Raw genomic sequence first — 20674 nt, forward strand, 5'->3', positions numbered from 1 at the left:
CGCCGGCCGCGAGGCAGCTGGCGAGGCGTGTTTTTCTCTACTGAGCCGCAAATTCCGCCGGGTCGAAGTCGTATTGCTTCGAGCAGAATTCGCAGGCGACGTGGATGCCGCCATCTTCGGTGCTGTCCTTGATCTCCTGCGCGGAGAAACCCTCGAGGATGCCGCGGATCTTGTCCCGGGAGCACGAGCACCGGTCGGCGACCGGAACGCCGCCAAAGACGCGCACGCCATGCTCGTGGAACAGCCTGTAGAGCAGCCGCTCGGCGCCGATCGTCGGGTCGATCAGTTCGGTCGGCTCGATGGTGCCGAGCAGCGCCAGCAACTCCTGCCAGGAATTGTCGGCCGGATCGTGGATCTCCTCGCGCGGATCGCCATCGCCGCCCGGCAGGTCCGGCACGCGCATGCGCTCTGGCGATTGCGGCAGGAACTGCGCCAGGATGCCACCGGCGCGCCACTGCTCGCGGGCGCCGCCAGGGCCGGGCGTCAGCAGCTTGGCCACCGAAAGCCTGAGATCGGTCGGAATCTGCTCCGACTGACGGAAATAGGTGCGTGCTGCATCTTCCAGCGTCTCGCCATCGAGCTGGACGATACCCTGATAGCGCTGCGTGTGAGCGCCCTGATCGATGGTCAGCGCCAGCACGCCGGTGCCGAGCAGGGTCTGCTGGGACGTTTCGCCCGCCGCGACCAGCGCTTCCAGCCGGTCGGCATCGAAACGCGCATAGGCGCGCAGCGCCGAGGGCGTGGAAAAATCCGCGACCAGCATGTCGACAGGCCCATCGGTGCGGGTCTGCAGGATGAACTTGCCCTCGAACTTGAGCGAGGTGCCAAGCAGCACCGTCAGCACACAGGCTTCCGCCAGCAGGCGGGCGACCGGCTCGGGATAGTCGTGGCGGCTAAGGATAGCGTCGAGCATTGGCCCGAGCTGGACGGTGCGGCCGCGCACGTCGAGCGGGCCGACCTCGAAGGGCACGACGTGATCGTCGCCGGCGTAGCCGAATTCGCCGAGTTTGGGGTGATGTTCAGTCACTTGATAGGTTTCCAACATAACAAAGCTCCAGGGCGCGGCCATGCCGCCCTGTCGGGAGCATGCGTCGAAACGCGCTTGATTTGCGTGATGTGGCGCAAATAGGCATCACACCCCGGCAGATCAAGCTCCCAGGGCTCAAGCGCCGAGACACCAGGCGAGCACGGCCTTCTGGGCGTGGAGCCGGTTCTCGGCCTCGTCGAAGACCACCGAATGCGGCCCGTCGATGACCTCGTCGGTCACTTCCTCGCCGCGATGCGCCGGCAGGCAGTGCATGAACAGCGCGTCCGGCTTGGCCTTGGCCATCAGCTTGGCATTGACCTGGTAGGGCGAGAATACGTTGTGGCCGCGGGCGCGATGCTCCTGGCCCATCGACACCCAGCAATCGGTGACGATGCAGTCGGCCTGATCGACGGCTTCCTCGGGCGAGCGGGTGAAGTGCAGCTTGCCGCCATGCGCCTGCGACCAGTCGATATGCTTCTGCGCCGGCTCGCTGCCCTCGGGCACGGCGACGTTGAGGTTGAAGCGGAACTGGGCCGAGGCTTCGAGCAAGGAATGCAGCACATTGTTGCCGTCGCCGGTCCACGCGATGGTCTTGCCGGCGACCGGACCGCGATGCTCTTCGAAGGTCATGATATCAGCCATCAGCTGGCAGGGATGGGTGTCGTCGGTCAGTCCGTTGATCACCGGAACGGTAGCGTTCTCGGTCAGCTCCAGCAGCCGCTCATGCGAGGTGGTACGGATCATGATCGCATCGACATAGCGCGACAGCACCTTGGCGGTGTCGGCGATGGTCTCGGAACGGCCGAGCTGCATCTCGGTGCCGGTCAGCATGATGGTCTCGCCGCCAAGCTGACGCATGCCGACGTCGAAGGAGACGCGCGTGCGCGTCGACGGCTTGTCGAAGATCATCGCCAGCACCTTGCCTTCGAGCGGCTTGGTCCGCTCGCCGGCCTTGAGGCGTGCCTTTCGCACCACTGCATCGTCCAGCATGAAGCGCAGATCGCCTTCGGAGACGGCGGAAAGATCGGTGAAATGGCGAACTGACATCAGCAATGGTTCCGGGATTACTTCGCGGCGGCGGCGGCGAGGGCCCCCGCCAGGCCCTTGGCGCCGGCGCGGATGCGGTTGAGCGCGTCGTGGATCTCGGCGTCGGTGACGGTGAGCGGCGGCAACAGGCGAATGACGTTGTCGCCGGCCGGAACCGTAAGCAGGTGCTGGTCGCGCAATGCCATGTTCACCTTGGTGTTGGGCATGGCGCATTTGAGGCCGAGCATCAGCCCGGTGCCCCTGATGTCCTCGATGACCTCGGGAAACTCGTCGGCGACCGACGCAAGCCCCTGCTTCATCAGCAGCGCCTTGCGCTGGACGTCTTCGAGGAAGCCGTCTTCCAGCACCACATCGAGCACGGCGTTGCCGACCGCCATGGCCAGCGGGTTGCCGCCGAACGTGGTGCCATGCACGCCTGCGGTCATGCCGACGGCCGCTTCGTCCGTGGCAAGGCAGGCGCCCATCGGGAAACCGCCGCCAATGCCCTTGGCGATCGCCATGATGTCTGGCGTAACCCCTGACCATTCATGCGCGAACAGCTTGCCGGTGCGGCCGATGCCGCACTGGACCTCGTCGAAGATCAGCAGCAGGCCGTGCTGTTCGCACAATTGCCTGAGCCGCTTCAGCGATTGCGTCGGCACCGGACGGATACCGCCCTCGCCCTGCACCGGCTCGATCAGGATGGCGGCCGTCTCCGGCGTGATCGCCTTTTCGGCGGCGTCGATGTCGTCGAAACCGACCTGATCGAAACCTTCGACCTTGGGGCCGAAGCCTTCGAGATATTTGTACTGGCCGCCGGCCGCGATGGTCGCCAGCGTGCGGCCATGGAAGGCGCCTTCGAAGGTGATGACGCGGAAGCGCTCGGCGTGGCCGTTGACGAACTGATAGCGCCGCGCCGTCTTGATTGCGCATTCCAGCGCCTCGGCGCCGGAATTGGTGAAGAACACCTTGTCGGCGAAAGTGGCGTCGACCAGCCGTTCGCCGAGCCGGCTCTGCCCCGGAATCTCATAGAGATTGGAGACATGCCAGAGCTTGGCGGCCTGTTCGGTGAGTGCTGCCACCAGGTGCGGATGGCTGTGGCCCAGCGAATTGACGGCGATGCCGCCGGCGAAATCGAGATATCGCTCGCCCTTGTCGGTAATCAGCCAGGTGCCTTCCCCGTGGTCGAAGGCCAGGGGTGCGCGAGCAAAGGTCTCGTAAAGCGCCGAACCGCTCATTATATGCGTCTCCGGTACCGGAAAATCAAAAAAGCCGCCAAAGCGGCGGCCTGTGCGGCTTATCGTGTTTTTCGGCCATGAAGTCAACGAAAACGTCGCGTAGTGCCGCGCGGCAAGCCCTCTGACGAGACGCCGGCTCATAAGCGACCGGGCAAGTTGGGGAAAACCGAAAAAACCGATTCGTGTTGCACTTGGGACTCTTGTCACCGAGTCAGCGCATAGAGTAGTTGTAGACGAGAAATAACTAGATTTCGTGCGGCGGACCTAATCACCAGATATATGTGGTGTCTGCCCCGGCAAATAGTGCCGGGTCGGGAGTGGATTCCGATTGCCGCACGCTTAGCAGGAGCGCGGTCTCATGAACTGGACTGACGAGCGGGTAGAACTCTTGAGGAAACTGTGGTCGGAGGGTCTGAGCGCAAGCCAGATTGCTGCGCAGCTTGGGGGGGTCAGCCGCAATGCGGTCATCGGCAAGGTGCATCGGCTGAAACTGTCGGGCCGCGGACGCTCGACCGCCGCGCCGGCACGCCAGAAGAAGGCGGCGCAAGGATCGACCGTTCAGAAATCGGTATCGCGCGCCGCAACCGCGACACGCCACGTCACGACGTCGATCGGCGCGACTGCGTTGCAGACGCAGTTCGACGCCGAACCGGTGGCACGCCACTACATCCGCCCGGTCGAGAATGTCGTGTTGCCGATCTCGCGACACCTGCAGCTCGTCGAGCTGACCGAGCGGACCTGCAAATGGCCGAACGGCGATCCGCTTTCGGAGGACTTCCATTTCTGCGGCAACGAGGCCGCCGAAACCGGCCCCTACTGCAAGTACCACGCCCGCGTGGCGTTCCAGCCGGCATCGGAGCGGCGGCGGAGCCGGTAGTTAGGGATTAGGCAGTAGGGAATAGGCAGTAGGGCAATATGCTCTGAACTTCTTACCCTACTGCCTACTGCCTACTGCCTACTGCCTACTGCCTACTGCCTACTGCCTACTGCCTACTGCCTACTGCCTACTGCCTACTGCCTGCTGCCTGCTGCCTACTCTCACAGCCATCCATTCTTGCGAAACCGCCAGTAGAGAAACGCGCAGATCAGCGCGATCGTGGCCAGCACCATTGGGTAGCCGTATTCCATCTTCAGTTCCGGCATATCGCTGAAATTCATGCCGTAGATGCCGGCGAGCGCCGTCGGCACCGCCAGGATGGCGGCCCAGGAGGCGAGCTTCTTGGTGTTCGCCGTTTCCTGACTCTGGCCGACCAGCAGACTGGCTTCGAAAGCGAATGCCAGCACCTCGCGCAGGCTGTCGATCTTTTCCTGGACGGTGCGGATGTGATCGGTGACGTCGCGAAACAACGGATGCATGGCCGTATGGATCTGCGGCAGTTCGGCACTGGTCAGCCGGCGGCAGACTTCCACCAGCGGCAGCGCCGCATTGCGCAGGCGCAAAAGATCGCGGCGCAGCATATAGAGCCGCTCGATGTCGGGCCCGGTCATCGGCTTCAACAGAATCTTGTCCTCGATCGCCTCGACCTCGTCCTCGATCTGCTCGAGCACCGGCATGTAATTGTCGACGATGAAATCGAGAATGGCGTAGAGGACGAAATCCTCGCCCTTGGCCAACGAATGCGGGCAGCTTTCCCAATGCTGACGAACGGCGGCGTAGGAGGTGGAAGGGCCGTGCCTGACGCTGACAATGTAGCCGCTGCCGACGAACAAATGGGTCTCGCCGAAGGTCACCCGGCCGTCGATCAGCTGCGCGGTGCGGGCGACGATGAACAGCGCATCGCCATATTGCTCGATCTTCGGCCGCTGGTGCGGGTGCTCGGCATCCTCGATTGCCAGCTCATGCAGGTGAAACTGCGCCTGGACGCGCAGCAAGAGATTGCGGTCGGGCTCGAGCAAGCCAATCCAGACGACATGACCGGATTTTTTCGCCCATTCGCCGGCTTCCTCGATGGGGATGTCGGCGATGCGACGCCCGGCTGTGTAGACGCCGCAAGCGATAATGCCGGATGCAGGCGCAGACGCCGGGGTCAGGTTCCGAACATTTTCCATCACGACCTCCCGAAGAAAATCCACGGACGAGGATAGAGGCAAAGCCTAGAAAGCTTAGCTTATTTCGGGTGACGGTTCGAGAGGCGACCGTTCACTTCACTGGCAGCGTCTCGGAAAGGCCGATCTTGTCGGTCTTGTCGCCCTTGGGCCGCTCAGCCGGCAACTGCTCGCCGGTGACGATGTAGTAGATGGTCTCGGCGATGTTGGTGGCGTGATCGCCGATACGCTCGATGTTCTTGGCGCAGAACAGCAGATGCGTGCAGGGCGTGATGTTGCGCGGATCTTCCATCATGTAGGTCAGCAATTCGCGAAACAGCGACGTGTACATGGCGTCGATCTGGTCGTCGCGGTCGCGCACGAAGCCGATTTTCTCCACCGAGCGGGATGCGTAGACGTCGAGCACTTCCTTGAGCTGGGTCAGCGCCAGATTGGCCAGGGCCTCGAGGCCGCGGAACAGGCTGGTCGGCTGGCGTCCGTCGGTGACGGCGACCACCCGCTTGGCAACGTTCTTGGCGAGGTCGCCAACCCGTTCGAGGTCGGCGGAGATGCGAATGGTCCCGACGATCTCGCGCAAATCCGTCGCCATCGGCTGACGCCTGGCAATGATGATGATCGCCTTATCGTCGATTTCGCGTTGCCCTTCATCCAGCACGGCATCGTCGTGGATGACCTTCTCAGCGAGGCTGGGATCGGCATTGACCAAAGCGGTGATAGCCTGCTCGACCATGCGCTCGGCATGGCCGCCCATCGCAGCGATGCGCTTCGACAGATATTTCAGCTCGTCGTCATAGGCGCTGACGATGTGCACGGACTGCATGGCAATATGCCTTCCCATGGGGTGTTTTGATTTTGAGTCGTTTCCTCGAATCCCCGCTGATACGCTAGCCGGATGACAGAAAAAAGAAACAGCCCCCCTAAACTAGGGCGATATTAGTGCGTCGGCAAATGAACCGAGAAGGCGGCGCCCTTGCCAACCTCCGACTTGATCGAAAGCCTGGCATTGTGGCGCGTCAGGATATGCTTGACGATCGACAGGCCAAGGCCGGTGCCCTTCTGGGTCCGGCTGGTCTCGACATCGACGCGGTAGAAGCGCTCGGTGATGCGCGGAATGTGCTCCTCGGGAATGCCGGGGCCAAAATCCCTGATGGTTACGTCGATGCCGGGCTCCGAGCCGGCATCGCTATGCGCGATCGACACCACGACGCGCCCGCCCGACTGCCCGTACTTGCAGGCGTTTTCCAGGAGGTTCTCGAAAACCTGGAAAAGCTCGTCGCGATCTCCCGGCACATCGAGCGGCTCGTCGGCATAATCCCGCTCGATGGCAACGCTGTTTTCCCTGGCCAGCGGTCCGAGCGAATCGATGACGCTGTCGACTGTCTCGCGCAGATCGACCTCGGTTCCCGGCTTCAGATAAGGCTTCATCTCCAGCCGCGACAGCGACAACAAATCGTCGATCAGACGCGCCATGCGACCGGTCTGGCTCTGCATGATCTGCAGGAACTGATCGCGCGCCGCCGGGTCGTTGCGGGCCGGGCCGCGTAGCGTTTCGATGAAGCCGGCGATGGAGGCGAGCGGCGTGCGCAGCTCGTGGCTGGCATTGGCGATGAAGTCGGCGCGCATGCGGTCGATCCTGCGCGTTTCGCTCTGGTCCTTGAACACCAGCACATAGAGATCGGTGGCGTGACCGACCGAGGATGCGCTCACCCGGTAAGCCCGTTCGACCGGCAGCTTCTCCGTATAGTCGACCACATCGGAGGCGACATCGCCCGACAGCACGCCGTCCAGCAGAGCCTGCATTTCCGGCGCCCGGAACTTCAACGACAGCGACATGCCCGGCGCGATCCCGCCAAAGGCGGCGAAAGCAGCGGCATTGGCATGCACGATGGTGGCGGTCCGGTCGAAGATGATCAGCGGATCGGCGACGGCAGCCGCCAGATATTCACCGGAGAGCCGCTGCAAGCCGATGGCCTCAATGGCAGCGCCGCTCTCGGTGGATTGGCGCGCGCCGGCGGCCGGCAGCATTGCTGCAGCAAGCAGTAGAAGCAGCGCCGGCAACAGGGCGTAGGCAGAAATACCCGCAAAGGCAAAGGCGATCAAAACAGCAACCACGCCAGCCGCAAGCAGCCAACGGCTGTTCCACAGCCGTATGGCCAGGGTTTGCGCCACACCTTTCTGCTCCAGGTCAGCCATTCGCTCGCGCGCCCCGCGCCCTATGCATTCGCCGGTCGAGCGGCGGCGGAAACTTCCGCTGGACCGCTCCGGAGGCTCCCAATAGCATGAGTCCGGAAGCTGGAAAGGGTTCGTCTCGATGAAAAAAGCCAAGGAAAGTTCTGCGCCGCCGACTTCGGGACCGCTGAAGATCAGGATCGACGGCAAGGAGCGGGAGTTCGACATCGAGAACCCCGTGCTTCCCGACTGGGTCGAGGACAACAAGCTGACCGCCGGCGGCTATCCCTACGACAAGAAGATGAAAAGCGACGAATATGACGAGACGCTCGAGAAGTTGCAGATCGAGCTGGTCAAGGCGCAGGCCTGGCTGCAGTCGACCGGCAAACGGGTGATGGCGCTGTTCGAAGGCCGCGACGCCGCCGGCAAAGGCGGCACGATCTTCGTGGTGCGCCAGTACCTCAACCCGCGCACGGCACGCAACGTAGCGCTGACCAAGCCTACCCCGACCGAGCTGGGGCAATGGTACTACCAGCGCTATGTCGATCATTTTCCGACATCGGGCGAGTTCGTCACCTTCGACCGATCCTGGTACAACCGCGCCGGCGTCGAGCCGGTGATGGGTTTCTGCACGCCGCAGCAGCACGAGCAGTTTCTCGACGAGACGCCGCATTTCGAGCGGATGATCTCCAACGAGGGCATCCACTTCTTCAAATTCTGGCTGAACATAGGCCGGGAAACCCAGCTCGAACGCTTTCACGATCGCCGCTACAGCCCGCTGAAGAGCTGGAAGTTTTCGCCGATCGACGTTGCCGGCATCACCAAGTGGGATGATTACACGGAGGTGCGCGACACCATGTTCGAGCACACCCACAAGGAGTTCGCGCCGTGGATCATCGTGCGGGCCAATGACAAGCGGCGCGCGCGGCTGGCGGTCATGCGGCGCATCCTGTCGTCGCTGCCCTATGATGGGCGCGATCTCGCCGTGATCGGCAAGGAGGACAAGAAGATCATCGGCGAAGGGCCGTCGTTTTTGAAAGAATAGGCTGGCCTGGGCAGACAGGACTGACGCATTTTGCGCCGCGCAGCCAAGGCCGCGCGGCGATGCTTTTCTCCTCGCGGCTCCTAAAGCGCGTCGCGTCGAAGCGGACTCATGCGCCGCGCTTTAGATCTTTGCTTCCATGCATGTCGTTGTCTCAAAACCGGGACCACTTTTGAGCGACATGCATTAAGCCGCCAGCCGGGCGATGCGCTGCAATCGCCGCAGGGTCGTGTCGTCCTGCAGCGCCTGCTGGAAAAGTGAAATTTCCTGGTCGATGCGGTCGCAGAGCGCCTGGGTGTTCCCCTTCAGCAGGCCGCGCGTGTGCAGCAGGGCGGCGACCGGCTTCTTGGCAAGCTGTCTCGCCCGGCCAAGAGCCGCTTCCTCGACGCCGCCGCCCGGCACGATCTCGGCGACGAGGCCGAGCGCCCTGGCGTCTTCGGCGCGAAGCGTGTCGCCGAGGCAGAAGAAGCGGAAAGCACCGGCGTATCCGAGCTTCTGCGGCGCCAGGATGCTGGTCGCCGCATCCGGAACCAGGCCGAAATCGACGAACGGCACCCGGAACGTGCTTTTGTCGGACGCGATCACCATGTCGCAATGGAACAGGATGGTGCAGCCGACGCCGACGGCATCGCCGTCGACGCAGGCAAGGATGGGCTTGGGAAATGTCGCCAGCGTGCGGAACAGGTCGGTGACGGCGGCGATCAGTTTCCGGTGCTTGGTGGCGTCGAGGAATTCGGAGAAGTCGCCGCCGAGACAGAAACAACCCGCCAGGCCGCGCAGCACGACGACGCGAACCTCCTCATTGTCGGCGGCTTCATGGAAGGTCTTTGCCAGGCTTTCATAGGCTCTCCTGTCCAGCACCGGCCGGCCGTCACTCGACGACACGGTGACCACCAGCGTGTGGTTGCGAAGTTCAGGTTGCGGGTGTGTGCTCATGACTGTCTCCGATCTCATGACGCACGCCTTTGCCCGAGCATGTCGGGGTATCCCCTGGCCAGCACTGGAGCAAAATGATTGCGGCGCGAACGCACCACATCGAGGGTGTGCTCGTTGAAGGTGAGCAGGGTTGCTACGACCTGCTGGTTGCCATAGGTGCGCTGATAGCCAAGCGGGGTCGCCAGGAAATGCAGCTGCAAGGCGCGCAGCACCCACATCGGCTCGAACTCGATGATCACCTTGTCGACGCCGCGCTTCAGCCCCCACTCGACGAAGCCCGCGATCAATTCGGTGCCGACGGTTGAAACGCCGCGGCGGCCATCGCGAAAACCGGGAGCCACCGCATAGCGGGTCAATTCCCAGATGTTTGGGCCCGATGGCGGCGTTCCTTCCGAAAGGTCGGTCAAGACCTCGGTCAGCAGATGTGGCCGCGTGGTCGGCAACATCCTTTGATAGCCTGCGACTTCGTCACCTCTGATGACAATCTGATGCACCGCCTCGTCATGATCGAACTGGTCGAGTTCAAGCCCGTCGGGACGCCGGAGATCATCCCACCCCATCTCCTCGACAAATATCTTGTAGCGCAGCCGATGGACGGCCTCCCAAAGGTCGGGACGTTCCATCAATTCCTGGGTTGTAAGGGAAAAAAGCATTCCGCCGTCTCCTGTGTTCAGAGGAAGATACGGCCGTGCTTGGATGAGAAAATTGCGTGATCGCGTAGGCAAGAATTTCTAGGTCGGCACGGCCGACCTAACTAATGTAGCCCCGCCGGATCGCTTCCGCGACGGCCTGCACCCGGTTGACGGCACCGAGTTTGCTTTTGGCGTTAAGAAGATGTTTCTCCGAGGTGTGTTCGGAGATGCCGAGGATTTGCGAAATCTCCCATTCCGACTTGCCGACGGCGGCCCATTGCAGGCATTCGCGTTCGCGCGGCGTCAGCACGATCTGGTCGATGGTCTTGCTCGCCATCGTGTGGAGCTGCATGGCGCGACCGACGGCGTAGGTCGACACCAGCGACACCTGGCCGAACTCGGCAGCGGACAATTCCACCGCCTCGCCGCCAAGCGACACCATGACGATCTGGCCGTCGAGCGTGATCAGCGGGAAGGCCAGTCCATCACGCAGTTTGAAGACACCGGCATCGCCCATCACTTCGCCGCTGCTCTTGTCTATGCGGATGCTCTGCGACGCCTCGCGCCACTGGAAGGGCGCCTGCAACTGTTTCATATGGCTGACGACCGGGTCGTGATCGACATAGTTGCGCGCGACATAGCGCTCCAGCCACTCGCCAGGCCAATCGCAGAGAAGCACATGCTGCTTTTGCTGGCCGGCCGGCGTGCCAGGCTGCGGTACGGTTCCCGCCATCAGTGCGGTGAGACCGAAATCCGACGTTATGCCCAGCAGCCTTTCGCAGACCGCGGCCGCCGTTGCGGCGTGCTGCAGCTGGTCGATGAATTCCAGCGTACGATCGAACTGACTCATCGCAACATCAACCCCATGTTGCCTCATGCGTTGCGGCCAATGATGCGTGCCTGATTTACACTTCGCCACCGACCATGGATTGCAAATCGCATGCTTATTCTGTGGCTCCGACCTCGATTCTCTCACCAAGGCGGCCAAAGCTGATTTGCAAACCGGCTAAATCATATCCTGAAATCGGCGTGTTGAAATCAAAAACCATTGTGCCTGTGTCACTTTCGTACCAAAACCGGTGCAAACACGACTGTTGCGGAGTTTTATCTTGGCGTTCCAGTGGAGGTCCTTCGCTTTTGCGATGCTGATCGCATTGCTGTCGTCCACCTATGGCGCGGGCGCCGCGGCGCCTCAGGTTCCGGTTCTGTGGGATGCCAAGGAGCGGCTGCCCAAGCCGGACCTTTCGGCGCTGCCGCGGCTCCGCTTCCTGACGACCACGGATTTCCCGCCCTTCAATTTCCTCGACGGCTCGGGGAAGCTGTCCGGTTTCCACATCGATCTGGCTCGCGCCATTTGCGCCGAACTCGGCATCGTCGAAAAATGCCAGATCCAGGCACTGCCCTGGGCCGAACTGGAAGGCGCGCTGCGGAAAGGCGAAGGCGAGGCGATCATCGCTGGCATCGCCGCAACGCCGGAATCGCGCGCGACCTATGCCTTCTCGCGCTCCTACCTGCAGTTCCCGGCGCGCTTCATCATGCCGAAGAGCAAAGCGCTGACCGAACCGATCTTTGCCAAATTGCGCGGCAAGCGTGTCGGCGTGGACGCCGGCTCGGCGCACGAGCGCATGTTGCGCGACTATTTCAATACGGTTCAGATCATCCCCTTCGACAAACCGGAAGACCTTTATACCGATCTCAAGGCCGGCAAGCTCGACGCGGCCTTCGGCGACGGCATGCGGCTGGCTTTCTGGCTGGGCGGCTCGGATGCAGCGGGCTGCTGCCGCTTTGCCGGCGGCCCCTATCTGGCGCCTGAATATCTGGGCTCGGGCATGGCCATCGCCACTCAAGCGGACAATCCGGCGCTGGCCGCCGCGCTCGACTACGCACTGCAGGAGATTTCGATGAAAGGCACGTTTGCCGAATTTTATTTGCGCTATTTCCCGGTCAGTTTTTTCTGATTCGGTTCCCGTCAGCCTTTTCCAGCGCGCTGCTGATATTCAGGTGAGCGTACGCAGCCGCGCCTTGGCCGCGCGGCCGATGGCGGCGACGGTCAGCGTGTCGAGATCGAGCTGACGCCGGATCAGCTGCAGCACCCGCACTTCTTCCATGCGCATTTCGAGATCGACGGCGGCCACCTCGAAGGCGGCGGCGTAGGCGGTGTCGCGCAAGCGCTCTGGCAGGGCCTCGGCGACTTCAGCCAGAACGCCTTCCAGCCCATCCTTTTCGTGCAGGCGCTTCTGGCAGGCCTGGGCGACGCCAACCAGCCGGTCGTGGTTGAAATCCTCGAACACCGGCCACGAGCGGACGACGTCGCCGATCCTGGCCAGTTCGACATCGGTCATATCGCGATCGGAGGCCGAGGTGATGACCATCAGGTAGATCAGGGCTTCATGCGGCGTCGGCAATTTTTTCTCCTTGAACCGGACTTCGAAGGTAGGAATGCACTATCCGCACCGCAAGGAAAAAGCGCCCCACGCGTTGACGCTCCGGCCACGCACGCCTAGAGACCGGTTGAAAAACCCCTTGGCGCCGGCCCGTCTTCGAAGGATTTGGGCCCGGCGAATGATTTGGAAACAGTGACATGGCGGGATCAAACATCATCGATCTCAATCCCGAGGTGCTGGCGGCCGCGGCTGAGAGCAAGGCGTGGCCGTTCGAGGAAGCCAAAAAGATAATCGAACGCTACAAAGGCGCCGACTTTCCCCAAACGATCCTGTTCGAGACCGGGTACGGACCGTCCGGCCTGCCGCATATCGGCACGTTCGGCGAGGTGGCGCGGACATCGATGGTGCGCCATGCCTTCCGCGTCCTGACGCAGGACAAGGTTGCAACCAAGCTGCTGTGCTTTTCCGACGACATGGACGGCATGCGCAAGATCCCCGACAGCGTGCCGGATCGCGCCGCACTCGAGCAGCACCTGCACAAGCCGCTGTCGTCGGTCCCCAATCCATTCGGCGGCGACTATGCGAGCTTCGCCGACCACAACAACGCGATGCTTTGCCGTTTCCTGGATACATTCGGATTCGACTACGAGTTCGCCAGCGCGACGCAATACTACAAGTCGGGCCGATTCGACGCGATGCTGCTGCGCGCCGCCGAACGCTATGATCAGATCATGGCGGTGATGCTGCCGACACTCGGCTCCGAGCGGCAGGCGACCTACAGCCCGTTCCTGCCGATTTCGCCGAAGAGCGGTCGCGTGCTTTACGTCCCGATGAAGCATGTCGACGCCAAGGCCGGCACCATCACCTTCGACGACGAAGGCACCGAGACCACGCTTTCAATCACCGGCGGCCGCGTCAAGCTGCAGTGGAAGCCGGATTTCGGCATGCGCTGGGCAGCGCTTGGCGTCGACTTCGAGATGTTCGGCAAGGACCACCAGACCAACGCGGTGGTCTATGACCGCATCTGCAACATTCTGGGTGGGCGCGCGCCGGAGCATTTCGTCTACGAACTGTTCCTGGACGAGAACGGCCAGAAGATCTCGAAGTCGAAGGGCAACGGGCTGACCATCGACGAGTGGCTTACCTATGCGCCGACCGAGAGCCTGGGGCTCTACATGTACCAGCGGCCGCGGCAGGCCAAGAAGCTGTATTTCGACGTCATCCCGCGGGCCGTGGACGAATACTATACCTTCCTCGCCACGTATCCCCGGCAAGACTGGAAGGAACGGCTGGGCAACCCGGTCTGGCATATGCATGACGGTAACCCGCCCGCCATCGACATGCCGGTGCCGTTCTCGCTGCTGCTCAATCTGGTCAGCGCTTCCAACGCGCAGAACAAGGATGTGCTGTGGGGCTTCATCTCGCGCCATACGGTGGGGGTAACACCGAAGACGCATCCCGAACTCGACCGGCTGGTCGGCCACGCGATCCGCTATTTCGACGATTTCGTGAAGCCGACGAAAACCTTCCGTCCGGCCGACGAAGTCGAGCGCGAGGCACTGCAAGCCCTCGACACGGCGCTTGGCGAACTGCCGGCGGACGCCGACGGCGAAGCGATCCAGAACGCATCGCTCAACGTCGCACGCAAGATCGAACGTTATCAGGACCATTCCAAGCAGAGCCCGGAAGGCGGCCCCGGCGTATCGGGCGCCTTCTTCCAGATGATCTATCAGGTGCTGATTGGCCAGGAGCGCGGTCCACGCTTCGGTTCGTTCGCCGCGCTGTATGGCGTTGCCGAGACGCGGGCACTTATTGAGCGGGCGCTGGCTGGTCAGCTGGCTTGAGCACGCCGTCGACTTCTTCCAGGATCGAACTCGGCGCCTGAGGCGCCGGGCTTGGTGCGGCCGGCATTGCCGGCATGCCGGACAGATCAGGCGCCGATCCGAAAATGCCCTTCTTCGCCATGCGCGCCTTGTCGCCGGCATCGACATAGGGCCCACCCTTGGCGGCGCGCGCCCAGCCGTTTTCGACCAGCCATTGGCCGACATCCTGCTTGCCGATCCGGCATTCGGCGGCGACCAGGTCGCGGCCGCCCTCTGGCGGCACGGTGCAGACCACCGCGCGGCCGCGGAGGAAGGCGCGGAACGCCGTCCGCGCCCGGACGCCGCACGGCCAGGATTTGCCGTCATCGCTACAGGTCTCGTCCTGCCTGACGATGTCGATGCCGGAAACCGCGACCGAGTAACCCTTCGCCTCGATCAGGCCGGCGGCCGGCGCGACCGGCTGGAACAGCTTTGTGCCGTTCCAGTCATCGGGCATTTTCGGCTTGGGCGGCACGGCCAGTGCGAGCTTGCTCAACGGTTCGCGCGGCTCGACCCGTTCAAGCCCGTCGGCGGGCAATTCCGGTGGCGCGACAATTTCTGGATCGATCGCCCTCGAATGCGGCGCCGGCTTTGGCGGCTGTGGAGCTGCTATGGCCGATGTGGCCGGCTCGTCGGGCACCGTGTCGGTGCCCTGCTGCGCGATCGTATCGGCGCCCGGATCGACCTGGTCCACCGTGACGACGCTGTCACTTCCTTTCAGCGTGCGACCGCCGCCGACGACCATGGCCGCCATTACCGGGACCATCAGAACCGACAGGGCAAGATGAAGGAGCCGCACCGGTCGGACCTACTGGCTTGCCCATACAATCCGCGCCACCCATTCGACATCGCGCATGGGAATATCGCGGTCGGGATGATCGGGATTGAGCGAGACCAGCGCAATCGACTTGACGGTCTGGCGCTCGAGCACCTTGGCCATAACCTCGCCGGCAGTGGTCTTGACGACGACGCGATCGCCCTTGCGGGTGATGGCGCCAGGTTCGACGATGAGGACATCGCCATTGCGGTAGAGCGGCAGCATGGAATCGCCCTGCACCTGCAGCGCATAGGAGCTTTCTGTCGATTGCGTCGGCAGTTCGATCAGATCCCAGCCCTGCCCGACCGGAAAGCCGGCATCGTCGAAGAAGCCGCCGGCGCCGGCCTGGGCAAAGCCGAGCAACGGCACCGAGCGTTTGCGGGCGACCGAGGCGCCATGGCCGATCGAAGCACCATTGCTGATCTCGGGCCGGCCTTCGATCAGATCGGTGAATTCATCGAGCGAAGCGCCCGTCGCCTCGATGATCTTGGCCAGTGATTCGGTCGAAGGCCAGCGCGGTCGACCATCCGACGACAGACGCTTCGACTTGTTGAAGGCGGTGGAATCGAGCCCCGCACGCTTGGCCAGACCCGAGGCCGAAAGCGAATAGCGCTCGGCAAGAGCATCGATGGCGGCCCAGACACGGTCATGCGAGAGCATTCTTGCTCTCCTTCAACAGGAAAAAATACCTTTTCCGTTCTAACCCCGAGCCACCATCTTGTCTACAGTCCAAGGTTGGCTCACGCCGCCTTTCTCGTCTCGCCTTTCGCATAGGGATCGAAACGCTGGTAGAAGCTCTCGCCCTTCTCGGCCATGTCGAGCAGCAGCTTGGGCGTCTTGAACTCGGCGCCGTACTTCTTCTGCAGGCTCTTTGCGATCTTGACGAACGCCTTGGCGCCGATGCCGTCGATATAGGACAGCGCACCGCCGGTGTAGGGCGCGAAACCGAAGGCCAGGATCGAGCCTACATCGGCCTCGCGCGGGTCGGTGACGATACCCTCTTCCATCACCCGGGCCGCTTCCAGTGCGATGGTGACGAGCAGCCGCTGCTGCAACTCCTCATAGTCGACCTTCTCGGGCGCAAGCTGCGGATAGAGCTCCTTGAGCCCCGGCCATAGCTTCTTCTTGGCGGGCTTTGCCGGATAGTCATAAAAACCCTTGCCGTTCTTGCGGCCGAAGCGGCCGTGATCGTCGACCATGGTGTTGATCAGCGCCATCTGCTTCGGATCGACCGCCTTGTCGCCGAGGTCCCTAATGGTCTGCTTCATGATCTTCTGGGCAAGGTCGATGGCTGTTTCGTCGGTCAGCGCCAAGGGTCCGACCGGCATGCCTGCGGCCTTCGCGGCATTCTCGATCATCGGCGCCGGGACACCTTCGATCAGCATCTTGTAGGCTTCCGACATGTAGCGCAGCACGCAGCGATTGACATAGAAGCCGCGCGTGTCGTTGACGACGATCGGCGTCTTCTTGATGGCACGGACGAAATCGATCGCAGTGGCCAGCGCCTTGTCGCCGGTCTTCTTGCCCAAAATGATCTCGACCAGCATCATCTTGTCGACAGGCGAGAAGAAGTGGATGCCGATGAAGTTCTTCGGCCGCGCCGAATTCTTGGCCAGCGCCGAGATCGGGATGGTGGAGGTGTTCGAGGCGAAGATCGCCGATGGCTTCAACACGGCTTCCGCCTGCTCGGTGGCGCTCTTCTTGACGGCCGAATCCTCGAACACCGCCTCGACCACCAGATCGCAGCCGGCAAGGTCGGCATAGTCGGCCGTCGGCGTGATCAGCGACAGCAATTTGTCCTTGTCCTCCGGCTTGGCGCGGCCCTTCTTCACCTGATCCGAGATCAGGCTATCGGAATGCGCCTTGCCCTTGGCGGCCGACTCCATGTCGCGGTCGAGCAGCACCACCGGGATGCCGGCCTTGGCGGTGACATAGGCGATGCCGGCGCCCATGAAGCCGGCGCCGAGAATGCCGATCTTCTTGAATTTGGTTTCCGACACTCCGGCCGGGCGGCGGGCGCCCTTGTTCAGTTCCTGCAGCGACACGAACAGCGAGCGGATCATCGCCGCCGCTTCCCTGGTCTGCATGATCTCGGTGAAATAGCGCTGCTCGATGCGCAAGGCGGTGTCGAACGGCACCAGCAGGCCTTCATAGACGCATTTGAGGATCGCGGCGGCGGCCGGATAGTTGCCATAGGTCTCGCGACGCAGGATGGCGATGGCCGGCGGCCACAGATTGAAGCCGGCGGGCGAATAGATCTGACCACCGGGCAGCTTAAAGCCCTTCTCGTCCCATGGCTGAACCGCCTTCAGGCCATTCCTGATCATCGTCTTGGCGGCCTCGACCAGCCTGGCCGGCTCGGCGATCTCGTGGATCAGGCCCATCGACTTTGCCTTCTGCGACGACAGGGTCTGGCCCGAGGTCAGCATCTGCAGCGCCTGCTGCTGATCGGTCAGCCGTGGCACGCGCTGGGTGCCGCCGGCGCCGGGGAAGATGCCGATCTTCACCTCGGGAAGCGCCATCTTCACCTTGTCGCTGTCGGCGGCGACACGGCCGTGGCAGGCGAGCGACATCTCGAAGGCGCCGCCCATGCAGGTGCCGTTGATTGCCGAAACCCATGGCTTGCCTGATGTCTCCAGCTTGCGGAACAGGCCGGTCATCATGCCGGCATTGTCGAACAGCGCCTTGGTGGCTTTTTCGGCGTCCTTGCCCTTTTCAGCGGCGAAGGTGACCAGCATCTTCTGCAGCAGGGTGATGTCGGCACCGCCGGAGAAGGTGTCCTTGCCGGAGGTGATCACGGCGCCCTTGATGGCGGCGTCACCCGCCACATGATCGACAATGGCGTTCAGTTCCCGCATCGCTTCCTCGGTGAACACGTTCATCGAACGGCCCGGCATGTCCCAGGTGACCAGCGCAATGCCGTCGGCGTCGATGTCGAGGGTGAAATTGGTGTAGCTCATCGTTTCTCTCCCCGTCAGACGCGTTCGATGATCGTTGCGGTGCCCATGCCGGCACCGATGCACAGCGTCACCAAGGCGGTGTTCAAATCACGACGCTCGAGTTCGTCCAGCACCGTGCCCAAGATCATCGCGCCGGTGGCACCGAGCGGATGGCCCATGGCGATGGCGCCGCCATTGACGTTGATCTTGTCATGCGGAATGTCGAAAGCCTGCATGTAGCGCAGCACCACGGAGGCGAATGCCTCGTTGAGCTCGAACAGGTCGATGTCGGAGAGCTTCATCTTGGCGCGCTTCAACAGCTTCTCGGTGACGTCGACCGGACCGGTCAGCATCAGCACCGGTTCCGAACCGATATTGGCGAAGGTGCGGATACGCGCGCGCGGCTTTAGTCCCATCGCCTTGCCGGCCTTCTTCGAACCGAGCAGCACGGCTGCGGCGCCGTCGACGATGCCGGACGAATTGCCGGCATGGTGGACGTGGTTGACCTCTTCCACCTCGGGATGCTTCTGCACGGCGACCGCGTCGAAGCCGCCCATTTCGCCAGGCATGACGAAGGACGGATTGAGCGAGGCCAGCGACTGCATGTCGGTCGACGGTCGCATGTGCTCGTCATGGTCGAGGATGGTCAGGCCATTCTGGTCCTTGATCGGAATGACGGATTTCTTGAAACGGCCGTCGGCCCAGGATTTAGCGGCACGCTTCTGGCTCTCGACCGCATAGGCGTCGACGTCGTCTCTGCTGAAGCCGTATTTGGTGGCGATCAGGTCGGCCGAGATGCCTTGCGGCACGAACCAGCCAGGCAGGCCGACCGAGGGATCCATGAACCAGGCGCCGCCGGAGGCGCCCATGCCGACGCGCGACATCGATTCGACGCCACCGGCGATGACGATCTCGTCTGCGCCCTGCGCGATCTTGGCAGCGCCGAAATTGATGGCGTCCAGCCCCGAAGCGCAGAAGCGCGAGATCTGCATGCCAGGCGCCTTGGTGTCGTAGCCGGCCTCGAAGGCGGCGGCACGTGGAATGACCGAGCCCGCCTCGCCGACCGGATCGACGCAGCCGAAGATGATGTCGTCGACATTGCCGGTGTCCAGCCCATTGCGATCGCGCAACGCCTCGAGCGTCTTGGCGGCAAGCCGCACCGCCGGCACCTCGTGCAGCGATCCGTCCTTCTTGCCCTTGCCACGCGGCGTGCGCACGGCGTCATAGACATAAGCTTCGGCCATTTTCTTGCTCCTTGGGTTTATCGAACGGCTTTAGACTGATGCATGTCGATCTCCCAAAACCGGATCCACTTTTGGGCGACATGCATCAGAGCGAGCGTCCGATCAGCAATTTCATAATCTCGTTAGTGCCGCCATAGATGCGCTGGACGCGGGCGTCGCGGAACATGCGGGCGATCGGATATTCATTCATGTAGCCATAGCCCCCATGCAATTGAAGGCATTCGTCGACGACTTTTCCCTGCAGGTCGCTGAGCCAGTATTTGGCCATCGACGCGGTCACAGGATCAAGGCCGCCGGCGATGTGGCGGGTGACGCAATCATTGTAGAAGACGCGACCGATGGTGGCCTCGGTCTTGAGTTCGGCCAGCTTGAACTGGGTGTTCTGGAAATCGATGATCGCTTTGCCAAACGCCTTGCGCTCCTTGACGTAGTCGATAGTGAGCGCCAGCGCCCGCTCGATCATGGCGATCGCCCCGGTGCCGATCTGCAACCGCTCCTGCGGCAATTGCTGCATCAGTTGGACGAAGCCCTGCCCTTCCTCATGGCCGAGCAGATTGGAGGTCGGAACGCGCATATCGTTGAAGAACAGTTCCGACGTGTCGTTGGCTTTCAAGCCGATCTTGTCGAGGTTGCGGCCACGCTCGAACCCTTCGACCTCATCAGTCTCGACGACGATCAGCGAGGTGCCCTTGGCGCCCTTCTCCGGATCGGTCTTGGTGACGACGATGATGAAGTTTGCAAGCTGGCCATTGGTGATGAAGGTCTTGGAACCGTTGATCTTGTACTGATTGCCATCCTTCTGCGCCCGCGTCTTGACGCCTTGCAGGTCGGAGCCGGCGCCGGGTTCGGTCATGGCGATGGCGCCGATCAGCTCGCCTGCCGCCAGCTTCGGCAGCCATTTCTTCTTCTGCTCTTCGGAGCCGTAATGAAGGATGTAGGGGGCGACGATCGAGTTATGCAGGCCGATGCCGAAACCATCGACACCGACATGGCCGATGGCCTCGATGATGGCGCTCTCATGCGCGAAGGTGCCGCCCGAGCCGCCATATTCCTCGGGCATCGAAGCGCAGAGCAGACCGGCCGCACCGGCCTTCAGCCAGCTTTCGCGATCGACCATCTCGTTCTTCTCGAACTCGTCATAGCGCGGCGCGATCTCCTCCGACATGAAGCGGTGCGCCATGTCGTAGAGCATGCCGACCTCGTCCGCCGCCCAGGCGGGCTTCGGCAGGCCAAGGATTTCGGCTGGGTTGGTCATGCTGGTATGATACTCCTCCCAGAGAGTTGAAGTCGGCGCGCTTCACGCAGGACCCCA

General features: G+C 62.5%; 19 protein-coding genes. 4 read left to right on the top strand and 15 right to left on the bottom strand.

The annotated features are described in order from the left end of the window. Positions 1 to 37: 37 nt before the first annotated feature. From NKI73_RS12990 to NKI73_RS13000, 3 genes are all read right to left on the bottom strand, one after another. Entirely contained in the window at positions 38 to 1069 is a 1032-nt protein-coding gene (locus NKI73_RS12990) for an Hsp33 family molecular chaperone (RefSeq protein WP_352630124.1), read from the bottom strand. A 93-nt stretch (positions 1070 to 1162) separates the two neighbouring features. Continuing rightward, on the bottom strand, positions 1163 to 2074 hold the full coding sequence (gene argF / locus NKI73_RS12995) for an ornithine carbamoyltransferase (protein ID WP_352630126.1): 912 nt from the start codon (positions 2072 to 2074) through the stop codon (positions 1163 to 1165). Positions 2075 to 2091: 17 nt separating this feature from the next. Next, positions 2092 to 3291 carry an aspartate aminotransferase family protein gene (locus NKI73_RS13000; RefSeq protein WP_352630128.1) on the bottom strand — a complete coding sequence of 400 codons (1200 nt, stop codon included), beginning with the start codon at positions 3289 to 3291 and terminating at the stop codon, positions 2092 to 2094. Between the two features lie 358 nt (positions 3292 to 3649). On the opposite strand from NKI73_RS13000, the gene NKI73_RS13005 reads away from it, so the two are divergent. Then, positions 3650 to 4168 carry a GcrA family cell cycle regulator gene (locus NKI73_RS13005; protein ID WP_352630129.1) on the top strand — a complete coding sequence of 173 codons (519 nt, stop codon included), beginning with the start codon at positions 3650 to 3652 and terminating at the stop codon, positions 4166 to 4168. A gap of 161 nt (positions 4169 to 4329) precedes the next feature. On the opposite strand, the gene NKI73_RS13010 is transcribed toward NKI73_RS13005, so the two are convergent. From NKI73_RS13010 to NKI73_RS13020, 3 genes are all read right to left on the bottom strand, one after another. Beyond that, entirely contained in the window at positions 4330 to 5340 is a 1011-nt protein-coding gene (locus NKI73_RS13010; RefSeq protein WP_352630131.1) for a magnesium and cobalt transport protein CorA, read from the bottom strand. Between the two features lie 91 nt (positions 5341 to 5431). Further along, complete coding sequence (gene phoU / locus NKI73_RS13015; protein ID WP_352630133.1) at positions 5432 to 6157, bottom strand: phosphate signaling complex protein PhoU; 726 nt, start codon at positions 6155 to 6157, stop codon at positions 5432 to 5434. A gap of 113 nt (positions 6158 to 6270) precedes the next feature. Continuing rightward, positions 6271 to 7530: an ATP-binding protein gene (locus NKI73_RS13020; RefSeq protein WP_352630135.1), complete on the bottom strand. Its 1260-nt coding sequence runs from the start codon at positions 7528 to 7530 to the stop codon at positions 6271 to 6273. 118 nt (positions 7531 to 7648) lie between these two features. On the opposite strand from NKI73_RS13020, the gene ppk2 reads away from it, so the two are divergent. Beyond that, a complete protein-coding gene (gene ppk2 / locus NKI73_RS13025) occupies positions 7649 to 8551 on the top strand; it encodes a polyphosphate kinase 2 (protein ID WP_352630137.1) in 903 nt (300 codons plus the stop codon). Between the two features lie 183 nt (positions 8552 to 8734). On the opposite strand, the gene NKI73_RS13030 is transcribed toward ppk2, so the two are convergent. The 3 genes from NKI73_RS13030 to NKI73_RS13040 form a co-directional block, all read right to left on the bottom strand. Further along, on the bottom strand, positions 8735 to 9484 hold the full coding sequence (locus NKI73_RS13030) for an enoyl-CoA hydratase-related protein (RefSeq protein ID WP_352630139.1): 750 nt from the start codon (positions 9482 to 9484) through the stop codon (positions 8735 to 8737). A 14-nt stretch (positions 9485 to 9498) separates the two neighbouring features. Continuing rightward, entirely contained in the window at positions 9499 to 10137 is a 639-nt protein-coding gene (locus NKI73_RS13035) for an acyl-homoserine-lactone synthase (protein ID WP_027039520.1), read from the bottom strand. 97 nt (positions 10138 to 10234) lie between these two features. Next, the gene (locus tag NKI73_RS13040; RefSeq protein ID WP_352630142.1) at positions 10235 to 10966 is read right to left on the bottom strand and encodes a helix-turn-helix transcriptional regulator; all 732 of its coding nucleotides are present in this window, start codon (positions 10964 to 10966) and stop codon (positions 10235 to 10237) included. A 259-nt stretch (positions 10967 to 11225) separates the two neighbouring features. On the opposite strand from NKI73_RS13040, the gene NKI73_RS13045 reads away from it, so the two are divergent. Then, on the top strand, positions 11226 to 12074 hold the full coding sequence (locus NKI73_RS13045; protein WP_352630144.1) for an ABC transporter substrate-binding protein: 849 nt from the start codon (positions 11226 to 11228) through the stop codon (positions 12072 to 12074). A gap of 39 nt (positions 12075 to 12113) precedes the next feature. Here the strand turns inward: NKI73_RS13045 and NKI73_RS13050 are convergent, their stop codons facing one another. Further along, positions 12114 to 12521: a tellurite resistance TerB family protein gene (locus NKI73_RS13050; protein WP_352630146.1), complete on the bottom strand. Its 408-nt coding sequence runs from the start codon at positions 12519 to 12521 to the stop codon at positions 12114 to 12116. A gap of 176 nt (positions 12522 to 12697) precedes the next feature. Here NKI73_RS13050 and NKI73_RS13055 point away from each other — a divergent pair, with 176 nt between their 5' ends. Next, a complete protein-coding gene (locus tag NKI73_RS13055) occupies positions 12698 to 14344 on the top strand; it encodes a lysine--tRNA ligase (RefSeq protein ID WP_352630147.1) in 1647 nt (548 codons plus the stop codon). On the opposite strand, the gene NKI73_RS13060 is transcribed toward NKI73_RS13055, so the two are convergent. The 5 genes from NKI73_RS13060 to NKI73_RS13080 all read right to left on the bottom strand — a co-directional run bounded on the left by NKI73_RS13060 (position 14310) and on the right by NKI73_RS13080 (position 20617). Further along, complete coding sequence (locus NKI73_RS13060) at positions 14310 to 15161, bottom strand: thermonuclease family protein (RefSeq protein WP_352630149.1); 852 nt, start codon at positions 15159 to 15161, stop codon at positions 14310 to 14312. The genes NKI73_RS13055 and NKI73_RS13060 overlap by 35 nt on opposite strands. Positions 15162 to 15170: 9 nt before the next feature. Then, on the bottom strand, positions 15171 to 15839 hold the full coding sequence (locus tag NKI73_RS13065; protein WP_352630158.1) for a S24 family peptidase: 669 nt from the start codon (positions 15837 to 15839) through the stop codon (positions 15171 to 15173). Positions 15840 to 15919: 80 nt separating this feature from the next. After that, complete coding sequence (locus NKI73_RS13070) at positions 15920 to 18139, bottom strand: 3-hydroxyacyl-CoA dehydrogenase NAD-binding domain-containing protein (protein WP_352630161.1); 2220 nt, start codon at positions 18137 to 18139, stop codon at positions 15920 to 15922. Between the two features lie 14 nt (positions 18140 to 18153). After that, a complete protein-coding gene (locus NKI73_RS13075) occupies positions 18154 to 19362 on the bottom strand; it encodes an acetyl-CoA C-acetyltransferase (RefSeq protein WP_352630163.1) in 1209 nt (402 codons plus the stop codon). An 85-nt stretch (positions 19363 to 19447) separates the two neighbouring features. Next, positions 19448 to 20617, bottom strand: a complete 1170-nt coding sequence (locus NKI73_RS13080) for an acyl-CoA dehydrogenase family protein (RefSeq protein ID WP_352630165.1) — start codon at positions 20615 to 20617, stop codon at positions 19448 to 19450. Positions 20618 to 20674: the final 57 nt, after the last annotated feature.

Source organism: Mesorhizobium sp. M0496, assembly GCF_040321205.1.
GTDB lineage: Bacteria > Pseudomonadota > Alphaproteobacteria > Rhizobiales > Rhizobiaceae > Mesorhizobium.

Bases quoted from the DNA above. Each gene is read 5' to 3' on its own strand.
- NKI73_RS12990 (WP_352630124.1), bottom strand. From the start codon at position 1,069: ATGGCCGCGCCCTGGAGCTTTGTTATGTTGGAAACCTATCAAGTGACT.
- argF (WP_352630126.1), bottom strand. From the start codon at position 2,074: ATGTCAGTTCGCCATTTCACCGATCTTTCCGCCGTCTCCGAAGGCGAT.
- NKI73_RS13000 (WP_352630128.1), bottom strand. From the start codon at position 3,291: ATGAGCGGTTCGGCGCTTTACGAGACCTTTGCTCGCGCACCCCTGGCC.
- NKI73_RS13005 (WP_352630129.1), top strand. From the start codon at position 3,650: ATGAACTGGACTGACGAGCGGGTAGAACTCTTGAGGAAACTGTGGTCG.
- NKI73_RS13010 (WP_352630131.1), bottom strand. From the start codon at position 5,340: ATGGAAAATGTTCGGAACCTGACCCCGGCGTCTGCGCCTGCATCCGGC.
- phoU (WP_352630133.1), bottom strand. From the start codon at position 6,157: ATGCAGTCCGTGCACATCGTCAGCGCCTATGACGACGAGCTGAAATAT.
- NKI73_RS13020 (WP_352630135.1), bottom strand. From the start codon at position 7,530: ATGGCTGACCTGGAGCAGAAAGGTGTGGCGCAAACCCTGGCCATACGG.
- ppk2 (WP_352630137.1), top strand. From the start codon at position 7,649: ATGAAAAAAGCCAAGGAAAGTTCTGCGCCGCCGACTTCGGGACCGCTG.
- NKI73_RS13030 (WP_352630139.1), bottom strand. From the start codon at position 9,484: ATGAGCACACACCCGCAACCTGAACTTCGCAACCACACGCTGGTGGTC.
- NKI73_RS13035 (WP_027039520.1), bottom strand. From the start codon at position 10,137: ATGCTTTTTTCCCTTACAACCCAGGAATTGATGGAACGTCCCGACCTT.
- NKI73_RS13040 (WP_352630142.1), bottom strand. From the start codon at position 10,966: ATGAGTCAGTTCGATCGTACGCTGGAATTCATCGACCAGCTGCAGCAC.
- NKI73_RS13055 (WP_352630147.1), top strand. From the start codon at position 12,698: ATGGCGGGATCAAACATCATCGATCTCAATCCCGAGGTGCTGGCGGCC.
- NKI73_RS13065 (WP_352630158.1), bottom strand. From the start codon at position 15,839: ATGCTCTCGCATGACCGTGTCTGGGCCGCCATCGATGCTCTTGCCGAG.
- NKI73_RS13070 (WP_352630161.1), bottom strand. From the start codon at position 18,139: ATGAGCTACACCAATTTCACCCTCGACATCGACGCCGACGGCATTGCG.
- NKI73_RS13075 (WP_352630163.1), bottom strand. From the start codon at position 19,362: ATGGCCGAAGCTTATGTCTATGACGCCGTGCGCACGCCGCGTGGCAAG.
- NKI73_RS13080 (WP_352630165.1), bottom strand. From the start codon at position 20,617: ATGACCAACCCAGCCGAAATCCTTGGCCTGCCGAAGCCCGCCTGGGCG.